Annotated in this window: 15 protein-coding genes and 2 pseudogenes; 10 read left to right on the plus strand and 7 right to left on the minus strand. The window is 60.4% G+C overall.

What is annotated here, in order from left to right; translation table 11 throughout:
* Positions 1-17 precede the first annotated feature (17 nt).
* The 4 genes from B097_RS0106130 (at position 18) to B097_RS0106145 (ending at position 6,529) form a co-directional block, all read left to right on the plus strand.
* Positions 18-2,183 carry a DUF6541 family protein gene (locus B097_RS0106130; RefSeq protein ID WP_018581662.1) on the plus strand — a complete coding sequence of 722 codons (2,166 nt, stop codon included), beginning with the start codon at positions 18-20 and terminating at the stop codon, positions 2,181-2,183.
* Positions 2,184-2,241: 58 nt separating this feature from the next.
* Complete coding sequence (eccB, locus tag B097_RS0106135) at positions 2,242-3,525, plus strand: type VII secretion protein EccB (protein ID WP_048402707.1); 1,284 nt, start codon at positions 2,242-2,244, stop codon at positions 3,523-3,525.
* Between the two features lie 91 nt (positions 3,526-3,616).
* Positions 3,617-5,152, plus strand: a complete 1,536-nt coding sequence (locus tag B097_RS0106140; RefSeq protein ID WP_026254349.1) for an FAD-binding oxidoreductase — start codon at positions 3,617-3,619, stop codon at positions 5,150-5,152.
* 54 nt (positions 5,153-5,206) lie between these two features.
* On the plus strand, positions 5,207-6,529 hold the full coding sequence (locus tag B097_RS0106145; RefSeq protein WP_018581665.1) for a class I SAM-dependent methyltransferase: 1,323 nt from the start codon (positions 5,207-5,209) through the stop codon (positions 6,527-6,529).
* 90 nt (positions 6,530-6,619) lie between these two features.
* Here the strand turns inward: B097_RS0106145 and B097_RS0106150 are convergent, their stop codons facing one another.
* The 3 genes from B097_RS0106150 to eccD all read right to left on the minus strand — a co-directional run bounded on the left by B097_RS0106150 (position 6,620) and on the right by eccD (position 9,496).
* Positions 6,620-6,904 carry a helix-turn-helix domain-containing protein gene (locus tag B097_RS0106150; protein WP_053070962.1) on the minus strand — a complete coding sequence of 95 codons (285 nt, stop codon included), beginning with the start codon at positions 6,902-6,904 and terminating at the stop codon, positions 6,620-6,622.
* Between the two features lie 94 nt (positions 6,905-6,998).
* The gene (locus B097_RS0106155; RefSeq protein ID WP_048402709.1) at positions 6,999-8,192 is read right to left on the minus strand and encodes a S8 family serine peptidase; all 1,194 of its coding nucleotides are present in this window, start codon (positions 8,190-8,192) and stop codon (positions 6,999-7,001) included.
* On the minus strand, positions 8,189-9,496 hold the full coding sequence (gene eccD / locus B097_RS0106160; protein ID WP_018581668.1) for a type VII secretion integral membrane protein EccD: 1,308 nt from the start codon (positions 9,494-9,496) through the stop codon (positions 8,189-8,191). The genes B097_RS0106155 and eccD overlap by 4 nt, the downstream gene beginning before the upstream one ends.
* A gap of 156 nt (positions 9,497-9,652) precedes the next feature.
* On the opposite strand from eccD, the gene B097_RS0106165 reads away from it, so the two are divergent.
* The 6 genes from B097_RS0106165 (at position 9,653) to rpsI (ending at position 16,530) form a co-directional block, all read left to right on the plus strand.
* The gene (locus B097_RS0106165) at positions 9,653-13,330 is read left to right on the plus strand and encodes a type VII secretion protein EccC (RefSeq protein WP_018581669.1); all 3,678 of its coding nucleotides are present in this window, start codon (positions 9,653-9,655) and stop codon (positions 13,328-13,330) included.
* Positions 13,327-14,295 carry a type VII secretion-associated protein gene (locus B097_RS0106170; protein WP_018581670.1) on the plus strand — a complete coding sequence of 323 codons (969 nt, stop codon included), beginning with the start codon at positions 13,327-13,329 and terminating at the stop codon, positions 14,293-14,295. Before B097_RS0106165 ends, B097_RS0106170 begins: the two co-directional genes overlap by 4 nt.
* Positions 14,296-14,447: 152 nt before the next feature.
* Positions 14,448-14,789, plus strand: coding sequence for a WXG100 family type VII secretion target (locus tag B097_RS0106175; protein ID WP_018581671.1), 342 nt, complete (start codon positions 14,448-14,450; stop codon positions 14,787-14,789).
* 40 nt (positions 14,790-14,829) lie between these two features.
* Entirely contained in the window at positions 14,830-15,126 is a 297-nt protein-coding gene (locus tag B097_RS0106180) for a WXG100 family type VII secretion target (RefSeq protein WP_018581672.1), read from the plus strand.
* Positions 15,127-15,523: 397 nt separating this feature from the next.
* Positions 15,524-15,967 (plus strand): 50S ribosomal protein L13, encoded by a 444-nt coding sequence (gene rplM, locus B097_RS0106185; protein WP_018581673.1) that lies wholly within the window; start codon positions 15,524-15,526, stop codon positions 15,965-15,967.
* Positions 15,967-16,530: a 30S ribosomal protein S9 gene (gene rpsI / locus B097_RS0106190; RefSeq protein ID WP_018581674.1), complete on the plus strand. Its 564-nt coding sequence runs from the start codon at positions 15,967-15,969 to the stop codon at positions 16,528-16,530. Before rplM ends, rpsI begins: the two co-directional genes overlap by 1 nt.
* 467 nt (positions 16,531-16,997) lie before the next feature.
* Here the strand turns inward: rpsI and B097_RS0106200 are convergent, their stop codons facing one another.
* The 4 genes and pseudogenes from B097_RS0106200 to B097_RS0106215 form a co-directional block, all read right to left on the minus strand.
* Entirely contained in the window at positions 16,998-18,860 is a 1,863-nt protein-coding gene (locus B097_RS0106200; RefSeq protein WP_018581675.1) for an FAD-dependent monooxygenase, read from the minus strand.
* A 164-nt stretch (positions 18,861-19,024) separates the two neighbouring features.
* Positions 19,025-20,056: a helix-turn-helix domain-containing protein gene (locus B097_RS0106205; protein WP_018581676.1), complete on the minus strand. Its 1,032-nt coding sequence runs from the start codon at positions 20,054-20,056 to the stop codon at positions 19,025-19,027.
* Between the two features lie 51 nt (positions 20,057-20,107).
* Positions 20,108-20,455: pseudogene (locus tag B097_RS13280) on the minus strand (dioxygenase family protein); the annotation flags it as partial.
* A 27-nt stretch (positions 20,456-20,482) separates the two neighbouring features.
* Positions 20,483-20,737, minus strand: a pseudogene (locus B097_RS0106215) (IS256 family transposase); the annotation flags it as partial.

Consider the following 20,737-nt stretch of genomic DNA (forward strand, 5'->3'; position numbering starts at 1 on the left):
GGGAGGCAGCAAAGATCATGAGTATCGCTGCAGCGGTATGGACGGCGATTGCCGTCCTTGTGCTGCCCGGCTTCTTTGTTGCCTGGGTGTCAGGCCTGAAAACGCCGGCCGCGATGTTTGCGGGTATGCCGGTCACCTTTGGCATCGTCGGGCTGGCCGCGTGGTTCTGGGGGCTAACAGAGCTGCCCTTCAACTGGGTGACCTTCATTCTCATGTGGCTCGTCGTTCTCGCCCTGGCCGGGGTCTGGCGTTGGGCTTTTGCCAAGAAGGCTCGTCGGAAAGGCGCTGTGGCGTGGCGCGATGCCCTCTGGCCCGGGGGCTGGCGGAGAGACAGCATCGCGGACCCTACCTGGATTCTTCCCGCGGCAGGCGTGGCGACCTCGGCGTGGTTGTTGATCAGCTCGAAACTGCGCTGGCTCGAAGGACTGCCCCACGGCATGGGAAGTATCTTCCAAGGCTGGGATGTGCAGTGGCATGCCAATGCCGTGCGCTTCATCCTTGAGGAAGGGGTCGCCTCACCGACCCGAATGGGTGAGCTGCAAAACTTCGAAACTCAGGCGCAACTTCTTTATCCTTCCGGTTTCCACGCTGCTACCGCGTTGATCGCGGATGCGACTGGGTGGCACCCCATCGAGGCAACAAACTTGATGAGCATCGTTGGCCCGGCAGTGGCACTTCCTCTGACGATGGTGGGGATGGTCGGGGTGGTCGTCGGCACGCGATCTGTCATGTTCCAGCTGGGCGCAGCCTTTGCAGCGATCGCGGCCTACGCTTCGCCCGTGCTGATCTGGATCGGCGACTATGTGGGCGCGTGGCCGTACCTCTTGGCCATCTGTTTGACAGGCGTGGTCACCGCACAGTTCGCGGGCGTGGTGCACCGACATGTGGGCGCGCTAGCGACGATGCTGGGATTTATTGGTGTGGTGCAGCTGCATCCTTCAGCGGTGACAGTCGTTGCGCTGGCGGTCGGCCTTTACTGGCTGCTCTACCTTCTGTTCTCCCCGGCTCAGACGAGGCTGCGCGATACCGTGTGGCTGCTTGCCCCGGCGCTGGTGGGAACGATTCTGTATTTGCCGCAGCTGCTGACGGGCTCCGAACAGACAGAAGAGGTCGGTGCCTTCTCCGGCGACGAAGCCAAAACTCTGGAGCAAGCCTGGGCGGACGCGTTTACGATGAACACCCGCCACGTGGACGAATTCTTCCTCGACTGGGATCCCACCGTGATCCTGTGGCTCGCACTGGTGGGTGCGCTGTTCGCGGTGGTGTGGCGCCGGCAGGTTTGGCTGCTGGCAACCTACCTGCTCTTTCTTGCGATCACCGTGGGGTCCCTGTACCCGCTTGATGGGATCATCGGGGAAGTGGCAACACTGGTGGGTTCCCTGCACTACAACATGGCGCACCGCCTGATCATGCCGGTGGCCATCATCGTCTTCGCGATGGCGGGCCTGGGTGTGGCGGTGCTCGTGCGCCTGCTCACGCTCGCGCCGGTGGCTGCGCGCAATGACAGCCCTGCCTGGACGCGGTCGACTGTGGCGGCGTCGGTCGTCGTTGGCGTGCTGGTTGGCTGGGGCGCCGCGTGGTGGGTGACCGCCTCCACGAACCGCGGCGCGCGCGAGGCGTTCACCCAGCCACGTGCCTCCCAGCGCATGGTGGATGACGATGACCGGGCAGCTTTCGACTGGTTGGGCACCCAGCCCGCGGCCTACGAGGGGCTGACCATGGGCGATCCTTCCGACGGCCACTCATGGCTCTATGCCTATAACGGCGTTCCGACGGTGTCCCGCCACTACCAATGGCCCGCCGGCGGGCGCGGCTCAAACACTGACACCCTGTACTGGGATTCCCACCTGCTGGGCGAAGGGAAGCGGGGCGCGCCCAATGAGCCCAATGTTGTGGACAAGGCTGCGGAAGAGTTCAACGTGAAGTTCTTCATCACCAGCCCGTGGAGCTTCTGGGCCTTCCAGAAGCCGCAGTGGCAGATGTTGCACGGGTTGTGGACCGCAGAAGGTGTTACCCCTGTGTACCGCCAAGGCGACACGGTTGTTTTTGCGGTGGATGAGGCCTTTGCGGATTATGAACTGACGTTGATGCAGATCGACGCGCAGCAGGCGGGCTCAGATCCGCTGCCGCGTCCACGCCCAGCGGTTGAGGCGACCGGCATCACGCAATACACTGGCCTTTAATGCACAGGCTGCGGGAGGGGCCCGCAGCGGGGGATCCATTCGGGGGATAGTGATTGAAGTGACCGCGCCTACACAGCCGGCTCCTCAGCAGGAGGAACGCACGTTTTTACCCACCACGCGTGCGCAGGTTTCTGGCCACAGGTTTTTACGACGCAGGGTTGAACATGGCCTGCTCTACGGCGATATTCGCATGATTCATGATCCGCTGACGGCCCGGCGCCGCGCAGCGATCCTTGGGGTGGTGGCCGTCGTACTGATCGGCGGGGTTGCGGGCCTATTGGCCTGGCTGAAACCCAACGCCGCGCCGGGCGATGCTCCGATCGTCCGGGCCACGTCTGGCGCGCTTTTTGTGCGTATCGACGACGCCCTGCACCCCGTCACGAATCTAACCTCTGCGCGGCTGATCATCGGCGAGGCAGCAGAACCGGCCTCTATTGGCGACGAGCACCTTGAAGAGGCCCGCCGCGGGGCGCCTGTGGGCATTGCATCTGCCCCCACGGTCTTTGCGCCTGAGGATTCTCCCGCCGTGGCGTGGTCAGCGTGCACAGCGGGCGGGGAAGAGGAGGTCAGCGTGGTGGCGGGGCCCGCACCTACTGCTTTGCCTGCGAATCACGCAGTGGTGGCTACCGATGGTCAGCGCGAGTGGCTGGTCACGGCACAAGGGCGTGCGCAGCTCCCAATGGAGTCCTCCCCGCAGGCCCGGGCCCTACGCCGAGGCCTGGGGATTGGCCCAGACACACCACGGTGGCAGCCACCCGTAGAAGTGCTCGAGGCGGTGCCAGAGACAGCCCCGGTAGTCGTGCCTGCCCCTGTGCCGATGGTGCTGCGCGTCGAGGGAGGTGCGTGGGCGCTGCTCCCGAGCGGGGGAGTGCAGCCGCTCTCGCCGGCACAGGCAGATATTTTTGAGTCAGCTGGCGCGAAAGCCCGCCAGCTCAGCCGCGAGGAGCTAGCGGCCTTCGCCGATGCAGCCGACCCTGTGCGTGTGACGATTCCCGCCGAGGTGCCCACGCTGCGCGACCCGGCGGAGTTGCAGCTGTGCGCCACGGCCAATGGCGGGGTAGGGACCTTCGCTCCCGGACACGAGCTGCCTGGGGAGGTGGCGCTGTCAGGCTCATCGGTGGCTCGCCAGTTCCGTGGCCTCGCTACTGGTGCGGTCGGGGTGGATACTGGGCGCAGTTTCCTCGTGGTCTCCGGCAGCGGTGTGCGTCACGCCGTGGAGGACCCAGCGGTACTAGACGTCGTTGGGGCGGCGCGTGTCGACGAGGTCCCCTGGGCAATCGTCCAACTGCTGCCCGAGGGGCCGGACCTTAGCCAGGAAAGAGCGCGCCGGGCGACGTACTAGTTTTAGGATTCACCTGCTCAGGGGTGGCGGGCAAGCGGTGGGCAGAATGCCGGCAGGCAAAAACCATAAAGAGTGGTTACAGTGGCGTTACATGAGCCTAACGGACAATATCGCGGACAGTGCAGTGCGAATAGCAAGTGGTGTGACGAACGCGTTGGGGAATACTTTCACCTCACGCAGCGTCGACGCAGAACATATTCAACCCGTCGGATGGCAGGCACATCATCGTGGTGTAGAAGCCCTCGTCGATAGTTTCGCCGAGGTCCCGAAAGACCAGCGAGTGCGCTTGGCAAAGAAGACATCCAACGTGTTCCGTGGCCGTAGCGGTGGCTCGGCGGGACTTGATGTCAGCGGCTTGGGCGGTGTCATTGAGGTTGATCCCGTTGCCCGCACCGCGGATGTTCAAGGCATGTGCACCTATGAGGACTTGGTGGACGCCACCTTGCCGCATGGCCTCGCACCCTTTGTTATTCCGCAGTTGAAGACCATCACCCTGGGCGGGGCGGTGACCGGCATGGGTGTGGAGTCCACGTCTTTCCGCAATGGGCTGCCGCATGAGTCCGTCATTGAGATGGATATCCTCACCGGCACCGGCGAGATTATTACCGCAACGCGTGAGAGCAATGTTGATCTTTTCCGCTCCTTCCCGAACTCCTACGGTTCCCTGGGGTATGCGATCCGGCTGAAGATTGAGCTGGAGCCGGTGAAAAAGTACGTCGCGATGTCGCATGTGCGTTTCGACGATCTGACCTCCTACCAGGAGGCCTTGGCTGAGTACTCCGAGTCCGGCACTTTCGAGAACGCACCGATCCACGGGCTGGACGGTGTTTCTTTTTCGCCGGATGAGTCCTACCTGATCATCGCCCAGACCACCGATGAGGAAGGCCCCACCTCCGATTACACGCGTGACCGTATCTACTACCAGTCGCTGCGCCACCCTGAAGGTGTACTGCGCGACCGGTTGACCATTCGCGACTACATCTGGCGCTGGGACACGGACTGGTTCTGGTGCTCCCGCGCATTCGGCGTGCAAAACCCCCAGGTGCGTGCCATTTGGCCACGTGACCTGCGCCGCAGCGCTTTCTACTGGAAGCTGATCGGGCTGGACCGCAAGTACAACGTCGAGCACAACCTGGTCAATCGCCCCAAGGGCCTGCCTCACCGCGAGCGCGTGGTGCAAGACGTTGAGGTCACGGTGGATAAGACTGCCGAGTGGCTGGAGTGGTTCTTCCAGGCGTGTGATATTCAGCCGGTGTGGCTGTGCCCGATTCGTCTGCGTGGCAGTTCCCAAGATCTCGTCGGCAAGGGCGAAAAGACTGCCGACGAGCGCGCGCCGTGGCCTCTGTACCCGCTGGAGCCAGGCACGACGTGGATCAATATGGGATTCTGGTCGGCTGTGCCCGGTGACCACGTGTCTAAGGACGCTGAACCTGGGGCCTTCAACAGGGTCATCGAGAAGAAGGTGTCTGAGCTCGGTGGGCATAAGTCCCTGTACTCGGAGGCCTTCTACACCCGCGAGCAGTTTGAAGCGCTCTACGGCGGAAATCTGCCGGAAGAGATGAAGCAGGTGTATGACCCTGAGGGACGTTTCCCCGGTCTGTATGAGAAGACCGTCGGCGGCGCATAATCGCGCAAAGATTTTGTCAGAATAAATAGATTGGTAAGTGAAGGATAGAGGAACATGACATCCCCTTTTGAACCCATGACCGTTGCAGAGATCGTCGACGAATTCGTTGAGGGTGAGAACCCCTTCCGCTGGGAGGCCTTCGATGGATCCTCCACCGGACCTGAGGATGCCAAGTACAAGGTGAGCATCAACTCGCCGGAGGGCTTGAGCTACATCGTGACCGCCCCTGGCGATGTCGGTCTTGCGCGCGCATTCGTGACGGAGGGCCTCACCGTTGAAGGCGAGCACCTGGCTCACCCGTACGGCATTTTCGATTCGCTGCGTGAACTGTACAACAAGGTGAAGAAGCCAGATTTCCGCACGATGGCGAAGATCCTGCGCTCCCTCGGTTCGATGGGGGCCATCCAGGTGCAGCCGATCCCGGATGTGGAGGAGGCTAGCTGGCTGGAGCGCACGATCCGCCAGGGCCTGTCCAAGCACTCCAAGGAGCGCGATGCCGATGTGATCTCCGCGCACTATGACGTGGGCAATGACTTTTATGAGCTCTTCCTTGGCGATTCGATGACCTACACCTGCGCGATCTACCCGCACGAGAACGCCACGCTGGAGGAGGCTCAGGAGAACAAGTACCGCACGGTGTTCGACAAGCTGGGCCTGAAGGCCGGCGACCGCCACCTCGACGTGGGCTGCGGCTGGGGTGGCATGGTGCGCTATGCCGCGCGCCAGGGAGTCCAATCCATCGGAGTGACCCTGTCGAAGGAGCAGGCCGAGTGGGCCCAGGCCAAAATCAAGGAAGAGGGCTTGGAGGAATTTGCGGAGGTCCGCTACCAGGATTACCGCGATGTCAGCGAGTCCGAGTTCGACGGCATTTCTGCTATCGGAATCCTGGAGCACGTCGGCGTGGACAACTATCCGCAGTTCTTCGAGTTCCTCCAGGACAAGCTGCATGTTGGCGGCAAGATTTTGAACCACTGCATTACCTACCCGGATAACCACAAGACGGCCAAGGGAACGTTCATTGACCGCTACATCTTCCCGGACGGCGAACTGACGGGCTCTGGTACCATCACCCAGGCCATGCAGGATGTCGGACTTGAGGTTGTGCACACTGAGACGTTCCGCTTTGACTACATGCGCACCCTGCGCGACTGGTGCGAGAACCTGAAGGAGAACTGGGACAAGGGCGTCGAGCTCGTCGGCCTGCCCACCGCCAAGCTTTATGGCATGTACATGGCGGGCTCCGAGTGGGGCTTCGAGCACAACGTGGTCAGCCTGTACCACTTCCTCGGCGTGAAGCTGCCGGAGGACGGCACCCGCGAGAACACCCCTGAGCGCCGCTGGTGGAAGGACATCACCGCGGAGGAGTTCTACGCTTAAGGGATTGCTTAACGACGAGCAGCCGTGTCGGTCAAGCAGCTCTCAAAGCTATGAGAGCTGCTTGACCTGCTGCTCGTCGAGTGCGATTCTCTACAGGTCGTTGAGTTCGGCCACTTCATCCTCGGTGAGCTCAACGGTGGAACGAGGCTGTGAGCTGGAGTGAAGGGGGTTCGCCAATACTTCCTTGCCACGGCGCTGTTGCTGCATGAACTCGTTGAGATCGCCGATTGTGATGCGACGTTGCGTGCCCAGGCGGTGGAAGGGCAGCGTGCCGTTATCCATAAACGACAAGAGGTGAGGGCGGCTAACTTGTAGAAGTTCCGCAGCCTCGTCGGGGGTGAGTTCTGTATCAGAGTCAAGAGCATCCACGCCCATGCGCTGCAGGATCGTAGCGAGGGACGACGGTGTAGGCAGAATAAATCCCTTTTCATAAGGCGGGCATGAGGCAGCTAGCCTAGCAAACTTGCCGCTAGTCAGCCTCCCGCACTGTTCGGGCGGACCGTTGCCGGAGCCCGATAACAAGCAAAAGTATAGCTACAAAAAGGCCGACCGAAACGTTGAGCCAGATTGCTCGATGTGCGGCGAATGATTCGAGTGCTTCGGTGTGCTGAACCTGCACTGGATGCTCTGACGGTGCTGTGACTTTGGCCGGTCCTGCTGAAGAAATGGCCTGGTAGGGGTCGATGAAACCATCGGCTGGTTCGGCAGCGCGGATCAGGCGCTGACGCAACTGGGCAGGAGATTCCTCGGGGAAACGCTCCTGCAAAAGCGCAGCGGTACCGCTGATCACGGGGGCGGCGAAGCTCGTGCCGGCAAATACCTCCAATCCCGCTTGGGCGCGGGGATAAATACCTGCAGCAAACCCTTCACCAGTAGGGGACAAGGCGGCCTCCGGCATACCGATCGCCGACACGGCTGGCTGGTCCTCGGGCGTGGTCACCGAATAATTCGCCAGGGTGTAATCGCCGTCGCGGGCTGCCACGGCAACCACCGTGGGAAGGTGGGCTGGGTAGACGAATGATCCATCGGGGCAGTCATCGGTGATATTTCCTGCGGCGGCCACGACCACTGCTCCGGCATCCTCCGCACGGGCGAGGGCGTCGCGGAGGATGGCGTCGTCGACACGCGTCGAAGGAGAGACGCACGACACCACGGAAATATTGATCACATCGGCCTGGTGGTTGAGGGCGTCGTGGATGGCGTCTGCCAAGGAGGCGAGGCTTCCTGCGCTGCCGGAATCATCCGGGTCGATGCGAAAGTGGCCGGAGGTCTGCCGGATCGCCACGATTCGCGCATCTGGGGCCACACCGTAATCAGCGCCACCAATGATGCCTGCGACGACGGTGCCGTGCCCATCGCAATCGTGCAAGGGGTGTGGAGCGGCAGGGGTGACGAAATCGGCACCCGGTACCAACTGGGAGAGCTGTGGGTGGGGCGTCACCCCGGTGTCGATGACCGCCACCGTGGTGCCGGCGCCGGTGGCAAGGTCGTGCAACGGTCCCAGATCCGGCACCTCCTCGGGCGCATCGGCCGGTTCAGGCAGCACGCAGGGGAGGTCTTGGGCCGCAGCGGGTGCCATAGACCCCGGAAGAGATCCAGTTCCGAAAGAGGCGCCGGCCGTGAGAGCGAACCCGCAGATCAGGCGCGCAATGTGTGTTCTCATCCGAGGCCTCGAATCAGTGCGAAAATCCCGGCCACGTGAATCGCAAGCGGAATGACCGCGATGATGGCGGCTTGTTCAGCGCGTTCGAACCACACCACCGTGGTCGGTTCCAGCTGAGAGACCCGCCCGGCCCACAGGGGTGCGGCGATCGCCACGAGGGCGACCAAGATCCCGGCACCAAGTAACGCTGGGTGTACATCATCGCGAGTAAGCGCCACCGTGCCTACCCCAGCGGCCGCAATGGCAAGCGTCATCAAAGAGATCCGCGCGATCGGTGCGACGTGTCGGGACGCGTGGATGACGATCGCCCCGGCCAGGCACAGACATAGTAGCCACGTCCACTCGCCACCCCGGAGGACAAACTGGACCAGCCCTGGCACCATCCCCAAGGTCACACCCATGTACATCCCGTCGCTGATGCGGTGGGCTGCTAGCGCACGACGATCCACATCCGGTTGGTGATCATGGGCATCGGGAAGCGGTTCACCCGCGGTGGGGACACGGGGGATACTCAGGCCCGCCAGTTGGGTCGCCAGGCCAGGAACCGCCATGATGATCAGCAGACTGACCAGCGCAGAAAGCGCTGCGGATGCGGATTCACCAGGCAGCCAGGCACCGAGACACCCCGCGATGATCACCAAGCAGGCGGTGGCGGTGGTCGTCGTTAAGCGCGTGCCAATCAAGCGGAAATATGCGGCACACCCGGTAGCCACCAGCGACGTCACGCACGCCACCACTGACGCGAGGGCGATCGCTGGCGCGTTGTTTTCCCCACCCCACACCCACAGTCCTGAAGCCAGGCCGCTACCGATGACCGCGGCGATGATCAGACCCTGGCCCGCGGTGTAGATGCCCAGGAGGGTCAGTAGCAGTGCAGATACGCCGCTGGCAATGGGAAGCGGAATCACCGTGGCCAGCAACGCGACCAAGCCGAGCGACATGACCAGCGCCGCGGCATGATCCACGTCCGGGGCGCGGGATGAGGCTCCGGCCTGCGCAACAAGGGCCTCAGCAGCGTCGCGAACCACGGGAGGCTCGGCGGCTGTTTCAGGGCGCATGACGACGATCGACCCATCCGCAAGATCCGCATGATGCAGCGGCGCGTACTTGTCCAGCGGCAGGCCGGACACCGTAGTGAACTGCCAGGGCGAAGATGTTGGCGGCGCATCGATGATGTCGATGAGCTCCGGCAAAACCTCAGCCAGACTCGATGAGCTGGGGAGCGTGACATCGATAGCGGAATGATGTTGGCCAATATCAAGGCGCAGCGTCAGTCGCACCACGTGGTGCATGGCAGCAGACATGGAATAAGTACCCCCCCGAATGTTCTTTTCTTTGCGGTGCGATCCCCTCACCGCACGCGTGTCCTCATTGTGTCTTAAGATGGCGGTTGTGTCCACAGCAACGGGGGACTGGTCGGGGTGACCAGTCGGCTGGGGCAGTGATCAAGAGGGGGAAATGTGCTTGGCACCTATCACGACAATGTTGTTGCGCCTGTCGCACCGGCGCAGAAAATTAGTGGCCCGGGCTTGCCGCAGGGCACGCTGAAAGCAGAACCTGTTCCTGAGGCGCAGCGGCCCACACCCGAACCGCTGATCCGCATCATCATGCCCATCGTGATGATCGGCGCTCTTGCCGCGATCGTGCTGATCATGGCACTGTCCGGCCGCGGCATGAGCCCGATGATGCTGATCTTCCCGCTCATGATGGGTATGAGCATGCTGATGATGGTCTCCCCACCAGAAAAGACGGGGGATATCGACGAGCAACGCCGCGTCTACCTCCGCCACCTCGACGCGCTGAGCGCCCAGGCCAGGCAGAACGCGCAGCAGCAGCGCGACCACGAGGTGTTCCATCACCCGCATCCCGGTGATCTCCTCTCCACTGTCGATCCAGCGCGGGTGTGGGAGCGGCTTGATACCGATCCCCGCATGGGGGAGGTACGGCTGGGCCTGGGCGTAGGTTCTTTGTGCACACCGGTCGACGTGGATGATCCGGGCTCTACAGAAGATCTGGACCCTGTCTGCGCGGTGAGCTTGCGCCGGTCGGTCGCGGCCGTCAGCTCTGTCCACGATATCCCCATCGTCGTGCAGATCCGTGCTTTTCGGCTGATCACGCTCTCAGGCCCGAGAGCGGCTGAAATAGCCTGGTCTATGCTCTCGCAGTTGATCTTTTTTCACGGTCCAGAAACCGTGGGTATCACAAACCGATGCACGCCTGGGGCGGCGCAGTGGCTGAAATGGACGGCGCATACCCGCGATCCGGAGGATGCTGAATTACAGATCACCGTGGTCGATGTTGGTTCACCAGATTTGTCGCAGACGGTGGTGGAGGCGGAATCGTCGACAAGCGAAAGCGGAAACGCGGTGCGCTGCACCTTAGTCATCGCGCCGGATCCGCTTGATCCCGTCCACCGTTTCGCCGATGAGGAAGGCATCCATGTGCATATCGACGATCACGTTTCCGTGTATACCGTGGTGGGGCAGGAGCAACTGGGCACTCCCGACGCCTTCACCGCTGCCGAAGCCGAGCTGATCGCGCGCAGGCTGGCACCGTTGCGCCGCCCAGAAGCAGGCGATGGAACCGCCGCCGACAATGATGTGCTGGCCTTGCTGCGGATGCCGGCCATTGAACAGCTCAGCCCACGCACGCTGTGGCCTGGGCGCGAGCTGACACCCAACCGGCTGAAAGTGCCCATCGGGGTGGATGAACACGGACTGCCCGTGCAGCTTGACCTGAAGGAATCGGCCCACGGCGGCATGGGTCCGCACGGGCTGTGTATCGGGGCGACGGGCTCCGGTAAATCCGAACTGCTGCGCACCCTGGTGGTAGCGCTGGCGGCGACGCATTCGCCCGAAGAACTCAACTTCGTCCTGGTTGACTTCAAAGGCGGCGCAACATTCCTGGGATGTGAGGACCTGCCGCATACCTCAGCGGTGATCACCAACTTGGACAACGAGGCCATCTTGGTGGAGCGCATGTACGACGCGATCTCTGGCGAACTTAACCGCAGGCAGGAACTGCTGCGCCAGGCGGGTAATTTCGCCAACGTCACTGACTACACCTCTGCCCGGCTGAGCACGCGCCCAGACCTTGAGGCACTACCCGCGCTGGTGATCGTGGTGGATGAGTTTTCTGAACTGCTGGGGCAACACCCGGATTTCGCCGACCTGTTCGTGGCGGTGGGCCGCCTCGGGCGCTCTTTGGGAGTGCACCTCCTGCTTGCCTCCCAAAGGTTGGAGGAAGGAAAGCTGCGCGGACTTGATTCCCACCTGTCTTACCGTATTGGGTTGAAGACGTTCTCAGCTGCGGAATCGCGCCAAGTCCTCGGCGTAACCGATGCCTACCAGCTTCCCTCCACACCCGGCGCGGGCTACCTGCGGGAAGATTCCGCGGAGCTGACCCGCTTCCAGGCGGCCTACGTGTCCGGGCCGTTGGCGCGCCGGGGTGAACCGGCGGAGGGGACGACGCCGATCACCGTGCAGGAATACACGGGGTGGGACGACTATGCCGCGGCGCCCGAGGCGCCTGTCATTTACGACGAGTCCACCACCTTGCTGCACGCGGTGGTGGAGCTGTCCAGTACAGCTGCTGCTGAACGAGGCCTGAGCGCCCACCCGGTGTGGCTGCCACCCCTGCCGGCCGCGATCGAACTGTCCAGGGTGGCGGGGCAGACCCCCGCGCACGGGGAGCAGCTGTTGCGCGCCCCGATAGGGCTTGTGGACCTGCCGTACCACCAGCGCCAGGACACACTCTGGGTGGACCTGTCGCGCGCCGGCGGCCACTTCGCGATTGCCGGTGGACCACAGACCGGCAAGTCCACAGCGCTACGCACCATCGTGGCGTCTCTGGCGTTGACAAGCACCACTGAGCAAGTGGCCTTTTACATCATCGACGCAGGCAGCGGAGAGTTTCATGACTTGTCCCGGCTGCCGCACGTGGCAGGTATCGCCACACGAGCAACGCCGGAGAAGCTGCGCCGCATTGTCGACGAAGTAGTCGGATTTTTAGACACCCCAGCCGGCCGTGACGTGGTGCTGGTCATCGATGGTTGGCAGGCCCTGATTGGCCCGGACCAAGAATTTGATGACCTGCGAACGGCACTCGGCCGCCTCGCCTCTGATGGGCCAGCGGCTGGGATCCACCTCGTGCTCTCGGTGCAGCGGTGGACGTCGCTGCGCTCGTCGATACGCGACCTGATCGGCAACCGGTTAGAGCTGCGCCTCGGCGAGGCACTGGACTCACAGATTGGGCGCAAGCAGCAACAAAAACTACCGACTGACCCGGGCCGCGGACTTGATGCGGAGGGGCGCATGATGCTGATCGCCCAAACTTCGAAAGAGGATGTCGCCCATATCGCCGACGAGGCCCGCCGGGCCGGTTTGCAACGGGTGCCGCAACTGCGGATGCTGCCTGCCCACATCGCGTGGGAAGAGATTCAGGACGCCGGCAGCACACCCATCCTGGGCGTCGGAGGACCGGACTTGGCACCACTGCCGATGGATGGTCAACACTTCTTCGTCACAGGCCAGGCCCAATCCGGCAAATCCACAGCACTTGCCACGCTGATGGCCTGGGTAGAACAGCAGCCGCGGCAGGACGCACGCCTGGTCATCGTCGACCCGCGCCGGGCACACCTCGGGCGTATCGACGAGAACATGGTGGCTGTCTATGCCCCGACCACAGATGCGGTGGCCACGGCGGTGGGGCAGGCGGCAACAACACTGCGGACGCGCTTGCCCGGCCCCGATGTCACGCCCGAGCAGCTGGCGGGGCGCTCATGGTGGGAAGGCCCTGATATTTATATCGTCATCGACGACCTCGACCTTGTCCCCGATGAGCACCTGCGTCCGCTGCTTGATCTGCTGCCACACTCAGCGGATATTGGCATGCACATTTTCATCGCCCGCAAGTTCGGCGGGGTGGGGCGCGCGATCCACGGCCGCTTCCTCGGGGCGCTGAAGGACGAACGCCCGAACGTGTTGATCCTGGACGGCAACCGTGACGAAGGCGCCATCTTCGGCGTGCGCGCCTCTACGCAACCACCGGGCCGCGGAACCTTGGTGTCCGACAACACCGTGGTGGGAATGATGCAGGTTGCCAGCACTGATCAGAGCGTAGGGGAGGACCCACAATGAGCACATTGACCATCACCGTGACCCCGACGGTGACCATCATCGACGCTGACACCACCTACTTCCGCTACGACAAGCCCAGCCCTAGCGCGTTGGTGGAATATTGCCTCACGCTGGTGAGCGACGAACCTGCCGGTCACACCATCGCGATCAGCGCCGAGGAGGACTTTGCGGAAGAGCTGATTGCGGCCAGCGAGATGGTCGGCTTTGCTGCCTACGCTGTTGCGCGTGACGACGATCGCCTCACCGAGGAGGCGGGCCCGCCAGATCAAGAACCGCCACCACCACCTAGCGAGAGCACCACGCCTGAGGAACTCACGGGGTTGATCCGACCGGTGGAAGCACAGGGTGCGCCATCTGTTTCACGCCTGCCAGTTATCGTCCTTGGCGCCACGGTGGCCGTGGTGCTGGGGGCTGGATTGTGGGCGGTCGGCATGAGTTCTGGAGGTTCTGTTCCCGTGCCGGAGACTGAAGTGGCTGCCCCTGAGACGTCGGAGCGCGTTTCGGAGCCAGCGGCTGAGCCCGTCGCGTCGGAGCCTGAGGAGACAGACAAAGCCCCGGAAACAGTGGTGCTGGCCCAAGACGGACTCGAAGTGACCTTGCCCGCTGGTTTCCACCTAGAGGCGCACGATGACATGTGGAAGGCGGAAGGGGACGACCCGGATTTTCGTCTGCAGCTAGCCATAGATGACCTCTACGGGCTGCCGGGTGACCAGCTGCTTCAACAAGTAGAGCGGGAGATCAGCATGGACGAAGAACTGGAACTGGTGGCGGTGGACGACCACCACATTGAATATCGCCAGTACGCGGTGGACGGATCAGAAGCGACCTGGGTGACGTGGGTCGAGGGCGATATGCAGCTGTCCGTGGGGTGCCACACCCGCTTCGCCCCGACCACCGTGCAGCGGGCAACGTGCCACATGGCCTACGAATCTGCCACCTATACTGCCCCATCGCAGCAGCTGTGAGCAGCACAAATGAAAGATGGAAAAGTTTTTTGGATTTCGACGGAACCGTTTGAGGGTTTTGACAGTCCAATACAAGTAGAAAGACCGCCTTGGTTCTTTCACACACAACCACAGCCCGAATCCGGGCACTTCACGAGGGGGATTTGAACACAATGAGCGAGCCAACAGGTGGCGCAGGCCAGGAGTTCCAAACAGAAGCTGACGTCATGCGCACCGCAGCAAACCACACCGACGATGTCAACGGCGCAGTCCAGGCAGAACTGGCGCGCGTTCAGAACGTCGTCGAAGGCACCCGGGCGTACTGGAACGGCGCAGCGCAGAAGACATTCACTGATCTGATGGTGCGTTACGACGATGCCGAGCGCCGCCTCAGCGAGGCACTGACCGACATCGCCGTGAACATCCGATCCAACGCCGGCAGCTACGAAGACGTGGAAGCCGCCAACGCCGAGGTCTTCTCGGCGATCATGCCCGACGAGGGCCTAGCCCTGTAACACCACACCAACACAAAGCCACATCAAGAAAGGACATCCGATGTCAGAAGCAATTAAGTACGGATTCGGCAGCCTGGCAGCCGCCTCTGATGACATTTCCTCCAGCGCACGCAGCGTCAACGCAGAGCTCGAGGAACTGAACAACATGCTTACCCCGATGGCACAGAGCTGGACCGGCGAAGCAGCAGAGAACTACTGGATCCACCAGCGCAAGTGGGATGCAGCGGCCAAAGAGCTCAACGAAGTCCTCGCCACCATCGCCGAGAACGTCCGCCAGGGCTCCAGCCGCATGGAAGGTATCAACTCCGCCATCGCACGCAGCTGGACCGGGGGATAAACACCACAGACTTGCGGCCGGCTCTCGACCTTGACCATCACACGAGTGAGGGCAGATACGACGCACCAGAGCGCCGGACCGCTAACAAACTTCAGTAGTTAAGGAACGCAGGGCTGCGGCCCACAACTACTGAAGAATCGGGGGAGACGCGGTTGGGGGACCGCGCACCGCACCAAACGCCGCCTGAGGTCACCCCATACTCAGGCGGCGTTTTGGTATTTGAGATGAGCCTCCCGTATCCTTTAACACCTGTGTGTATCCACGCACGCGGTCGTCGACAAGCACAAGCTTGAGGTGCCGCAGGCACACTCCACGGGTCTCCACCGGCCGCCGCAAGGAGTGAGGATGCACAAGCCCTGGCCGGCAGCTAACGAGACAGACTTCGAAGGAGTCATGCATGTCTACTTACCACCCGAAGAGCGGTGACATTACCCGTAAGTGGTATGTCGTCGACGCAACCGACGTGGTGCTGGGCAAGCTTGCATCCACCGTGGCAGACCTGCTGCGCGGCAAGCACAAGCCAATGTTTGCACCAAACACTGACACCGGCGATCACGTCATCGTGATCAACGCTGACAAGATCCACATTTCCTCCAACAAGCGCGACCGCGAAATGCGTTACCGCCACTCCGGCTACCCGGGTGGTCTGACGTCCATGACCCTGGGTCGTGCACTGGATGAGCGTCCGGATCGCGTCATCGAGGAAGCTGTGAAGGGCATGATGCCGCACAACAAGCTTTCCCGCCAATCCATCAAGAAGCTCCACGTGTTCACCGGCTCTGAGCACCCATACGCCGGCCAGAACCCAGAGACCTACGAGTTCAAGCAGGTGGCACAGTAATGACCGAGGCAAACAACACTCCAGACAACATCGAAGAGAATGTTGCAGAGGCAGGCGACATCGAAGCCGCTACCGCTGCAACCGAGGAGTTCAACTACACCATCGGTGATGCAGTTGCTGCCGCTGATGGGGCTTCCGACGAGCAGGCTGAAGAGTTTGCCGCTCCACAGCTGCACGAGGGCCCAATCCAGACCGTTGGTCGCCGTAAGCGCGCAATTGCTCGCGTGACCGTGGTCGAGGGCTCCGGCAACATCGTGGTCAACGGCCGCGAGTTCGAGGACTACTTCCCGAACAAGCTGCACCAGCAGGACATCCTGCTGCCACTGACCACCCTGGACCGCGAGAAGCAGTTCGACATCAAGGCAACCGTTCAGGGCGGCGGCCCAACCGGCCAGTCCGGTGCGCTGCGCCTGGCGATTGCTCGTGCGCTGAACATCTACAACCCGGCTGAGCGCCCAACCCTGAAGAAGGCTGGTCTGCTCACCCGTGACGCTCGTGCTGTTGAGCGTAAGAAGGCTGGTCTGCACAAGGCCCGTCGCGCACCTCAGTACTCCAAGCGTTAAACACGCTTCGTGCTGGTACCGGTTCGCCGGTGCTGCGCTTTGCGACGAACGCCGCCTAGTTCCCGTTGTGGGGAGCGAGGCGGCGTTTTTCTTTGTGCGGCGGGCGCGATGGCGCGCCTAGTGGCAAACTGCTGGAACTAAACTGTTGGATCTGGGGCGATTTGTGCGAAAAGTGGGCGCTGAGGGCCCTGTTCCAACAGTTCAGCTTCGACATTTTGCAGGTACGGTCCCGCCGATACCGAATGTGCCTCGCCTTCCGTTATTGGAAAGTGGTGGGGCTGGCCTTAGTTGAGCCCCTGTTCTAACAGGTTTGATATGAAGTTGTACCAGGTGGCGTCGGTATCTCTGACAAGCTTGCACCTGAAAAATGATTGGTTATCAGGGGACACAGCTCGGGAGCCATGCGCATGCCTGGAGCCACCTGAGGCTCTATATACATCAGGTGGCGTTTTCGTTCAGGTGTGGAGCTACATGTGTGGGAAGTAACCGGTGATGAACTCGTCGAGGCCAGCGGTGTCATCGAGCGGGAAGATTGCTGAAACGTACTGATCTGGGCGAACTACTACTACGGCACCATCGCGAGAAATACCGCGCAGATCAAAAATGTCAGAATCCTTTGTAACGCCGAAGGAATTTTCGAGATTAGTCAATTTGAAGATCCCCACCGGAGGCTTGAATACGGACGGTACTTGGCTGACATCAAAGTCTGTGTAGGAGTCCTGGTAGATCACCTTGGCATCGACCAACGTCGGGTCGATGCGCTGTTGGGCCCACTGTGACCATGCCGTCAGCTTCGAGCCCTCGCTGTGCAGTGCTTGAGAATCAGCGAATACGTAAAATCGGACTCGGCCGTCAGCGGAAGCTTGGTGACCCAAGTGCAGTTCTACAAGGTCGCATACTCGCCCCGTAATCGCAGACTTGAATCGGCGGCCAATCGGATAGCCGGTAGCGAGATCTTGGTAGCGATCATCCATAGTGATTGACGAAGGCTCGTACTGTGTCATATACCCAGCGTTGAACTCGGAGTTAGCTCGGTAGAAATCCTCGAGGTCCTGCGCACTGCCCATCTCGCTGGTGGGCTTTGCCATCAGTGATGACCAGTTCTTGTCGTATTCGATGAGCTTGTAAGCGATATCTTCGCGCTCTTCAGCGTAGGTATTGAGTAGCTCGAGTGGGCTGTTTCCGCTTGCGACATGGCCAAGTTTCCATCCCAAGTTGAACCCATCTTGCATGGATACGTTCATTCCTTGGCCAGCTTTGGCGCTGTGTGTATGGCAGGCATCGCCAGCAATGAAGATGCGGGGGTGGTCACCCGAGGTTTTATCAGAAACGCGGTCGTCAAAATGGTCAGCAACTCTGTGCCCGACTTCATAAATTGAGTGCCACACAACGTTTTTGACATCAACGGTGTATGGGGCCATGATGCGGTTGGCGGTGTCGATTACTTCTTGTAAAGGAGTTGCGCGAACAGCTTTGCTGCCGTCATCGGGCACCTCACCCAAGTCAACGTAGAGGCGGAACAGGTAGCCGCCTTCGCGAGGGATTAGCAAGATGGTGCGCCCAGAGCTGGATTTGATGGTGCACTTCTTACGCACATCGGGAAAGTCGGTGTTGGCGTGGATATCCATCACGCCCCAAGCATGGTTCGCCTGCTTTCCGTCGAGGCGGTAACCCAATGATTTACGTACTTGGCTGCGGGCTCCGTCAGCTCCTACGAGGTATTTTGTTCGGACAGTGACCTCTTCACCTTCTTGTGGTCCGCTGGAGTGACGCAGCGTTACGCGAACGGGATATTCTGCATCGTACGCATTTTCATCTACTTCGAAGTCGATGAATTCGTATCCGTAGTCCGGCTCCATGCGGGTCGGCGCGTTCTTCATGAATCGGTTGAAGTGGTCGATAATGCGCGTTTGCGTTAGCAACGCCATGGGAAACTCACTGATATGGGTAGGCAATTCGCGAGTGCTGCTTTCACGAATGATCCTAGTGTTGTCGTTAGGATCTGGTTTCCAGAAAGCCATATCAGTGATCTCATGAGCTTCCGCAAGAATCTCGTGAGCAAAGCCAAATGCCTGAAAAGTCTCGATTGTTCGAGAATGAACTCCGTCCGCGTTTGCCAACTCTAAGCGACGGTCGCTGCGTTCGATGAGGCGGGTAGAAATTTGGGGGAACCGGGAAAGTTGCGCCGCGGCGATAGTCCCAGCCGGACCGGCTCCGACGATCATTACATCCATACGGTCAGGAAGATCTTGGGGACGGTCGATACCACTGCCTTCCGCTCGCATCTCGAGTGGATCGCCGGTGCTGTAGCCATCGTAATGAAACTGCATCATGTGCCCTTTCTGCAAGTCTGAAACTGAGTCCTGGGGAGTACCCCGTGAAGTACAGAAAATATAACGTGGATCACAAAATGGCGATAGAGTGACCGATGTTTATTGGCTCAGTGAGGAAAAAACATGTCCGATCTAGTCAAAATTCATGGTGCGGATGAGCTTCAGTTGAAAAGCTGTCGCCGTTCCGATTCCTTTCGCCATTGAAGAGGAGTCATGTCGAAGCGCTCACGAAATGTTCGACTGAAGTGGCTGGGAGAGGAAAACCCAAATCGTTTTCCAATGTCTCCCACCTGATGAGCGCCGTATTCGGGCGAAGATAGTGCTTGTTTGGCAAAGTCCAAACGTGTATGCAATACGTAACGACTAACGGTCGTCCCAGCTTCAGCGAACAAGCGACTGAGCTGCCGTTCACTGATATTTACGGCGGCCGCCACTCTGCCAGTACTTAAACTGGAACTAGCGATATTCAAGTCGATGTAGCTTTTAGCAGCAGAAAGAAGGCCCTTTTCACTACTGGCTGTCTCTCCCAAAACATTGCGAACAAGAGCGACTGCTTGTTCTTCAAGTGCGGTGCCAGGGAGGCGCGCGTCTCCGCCAATGCCCTGGTTGTCTATATGACGTAATGAACCGTGCTCGATATGTTTGAGTGATTCATTAATTAAGCGAGCTAGGGCCTGTTCATTTGCTGTCCCTCTTGCCCCAAACTCGAAAATTGCAGGTAGTTGAGGCCCCTTAGGGCCGACAATCTCCTCATAAATAGGTTTGGGAATTGTGAGGACCAATTCTTGAAAACGGTTGTTGAAACCTCGGAGAAATGGCACGTCTGCGTCGTAAACAATAGCTTGTCCTGGGCGCAGGGAGACATGTCCGCGGGTATGAAAGAAAACAGCGTCGCCTTCAGTGGCGAAAAAGACAGCGACGACTCCCGTCGGATTGTCTGCGATAAACTTCTCTGAACGCTCGACGAATTGGGAAGTCCCAAATACGCTGGCCATCCGAACTGAGGGGAGATGAAGGTTCGATTCTGTAGCGTGGAGAGGTTTGCCATCGATAGTGCGAATATCTAGGGGTAACAAGGCGCGCGCATTGTGGCCTTCCCACATCTGGACTCGATCATTTGGCACGATCCCATGTGTGCTGAATTTCAAAAACTTCGGAGACTCTTCGAATGGGTGGTTCGACGTAGAATCCATTTTCTGTTTGCTCCATTTAAATGTGTTGTGCTGCACTTTTAGTTAGTTGGTTTAACAATTTTCGGGTGCTAGCACTATGTCGAACGTGGCACGGGTCCAACTCTGTTCCAGAACGCGGCCGTCGGGAGTAGGGGTGGCAGGGCTGTGTTCTTCGAACTTTTTAATCAACGAGTCTTTGACGCCGAAAACAGAATCACCGATCTCGAGCTGTGGGTCTCCTTCGACGAAAATATGGGTGACCAATTTTCGTTGTCTAGGGGCAACGACCATGAAGTGCAAATGTGCTGCACGTACTGGTGATCGTCCTGTAGCCTGCAACATTTTACCTACTGGACCGTCGTGTGGAATTGGATATGGCGTGGGAGTCAGTCCCCAGAATCCGTATCTTCCGAGCGTGTCAAGTTGTTTGTGTGTGGGGCGTGATTATTAGAGGTAGGGCTCGAAGCGGTCAGGGTAAGCCACAGACATCTGGTTGATGGCCTGCTTCCAGTTCGTCNCCCGCCTGCCCTCGATCAGCCGGCCGCTGGTCGCCGCGACCCGTTTGCCCTGCTTAGCGCGCTTGGCGGCCCGTTTGTCCTCAATGTTGCAGATCATCAACCACAAGGTTTTGATCGCAGACTCATCGTTGGTGAACTGCACCCGATTCCGGGTGGCTTTACGCAGCTCGTTGTTCATCGACTC

This window comes from Corynebacterium pilosum DSM 20521 = CIP 103422, from assembly GCF_000373805.1.
GTDB classification, from domain to species: domain Bacteria; phylum Actinomycetota; class Actinomycetes; order Mycobacteriales; family Mycobacteriaceae; genus Corynebacterium; species Corynebacterium pilosum.

Excerpts from the sequence above, each read along its gene's own strand:
- B097_RS0106130 (WP_018581662.1), top strand. The coding sequence starts at position 18 with ATGAGTATCGCTGCAGCGGTATGGACGGCGATTGCCGTCCTTGTGCTG.
- B097_RS0106140 (WP_026254349.1), top strand. The coding sequence starts at position 3,617 with ATGAGCCTAACGGACAATATCGCGGACAGTGCAGTGCGAATAGCAAGT.
- B097_RS0106145 (WP_018581665.1), top strand. The coding sequence starts at position 5,207 with ATGACATCCCCTTTTGAACCCATGACCGTTGCAGAGATCGTCGACGAA.
- B097_RS0106150 (WP_053070962.1), bottom strand. The coding sequence starts at position 6,904 with ATGGGCGTGGATGCTCTTGACTCTGATACAGAACTCACCCCCGACGAG.
- B097_RS0106155 (WP_048402709.1), bottom strand. The coding sequence starts at position 8,192 with ATGAGAACACACATTGCGCGCCTGATCTGCGGGTTCGCTCTCACGGCC.
- eccD (WP_018581668.1), bottom strand. The coding sequence starts at position 9,496 with ATGTCTGCTGCCATGCACCACGTGGTGCGACTGACGCTGCGCCTTGAT.
- B097_RS0106170 (WP_018581670.1), top strand. The coding sequence starts at position 13,327 with ATGAGCACATTGACCATCACCGTGACCCCGACGGTGACCATCATCGAC.
- B097_RS0106175 (WP_018581671.1), top strand. The coding sequence starts at position 14,448 with ATGAGCGAGCCAACAGGTGGCGCAGGCCAGGAGTTCCAAACAGAAGCT.
- B097_RS0106180 (WP_018581672.1), top strand. The coding sequence starts at position 14,830 with ATGTCAGAAGCAATTAAGTACGGATTCGGCAGCCTGGCAGCCGCCTCT.
- rplM (WP_018581673.1), top strand. The coding sequence starts at position 15,524 with ATGTCTACTTACCACCCGAAGAGCGGTGACATTACCCGTAAGTGGTAT.
- rpsI (WP_018581674.1), top strand. The coding sequence starts at position 15,967 with ATGACCGAGGCAAACAACACTCCAGACAACATCGAAGAGAATGTTGCA.
- B097_RS0106200 (WP_018581675.1), bottom strand. The coding sequence starts at position 18,860 with ATGCAGTTTCATTACGATGGCTACAGCACCGGCGATCCACTCGAGATG.
- B097_RS0106205 (WP_018581676.1), bottom strand. The coding sequence starts at position 20,056 with ATGGATTCTACGTCGAACCACCCATTCGAAGAGTCTCCGAAGTTTTTG.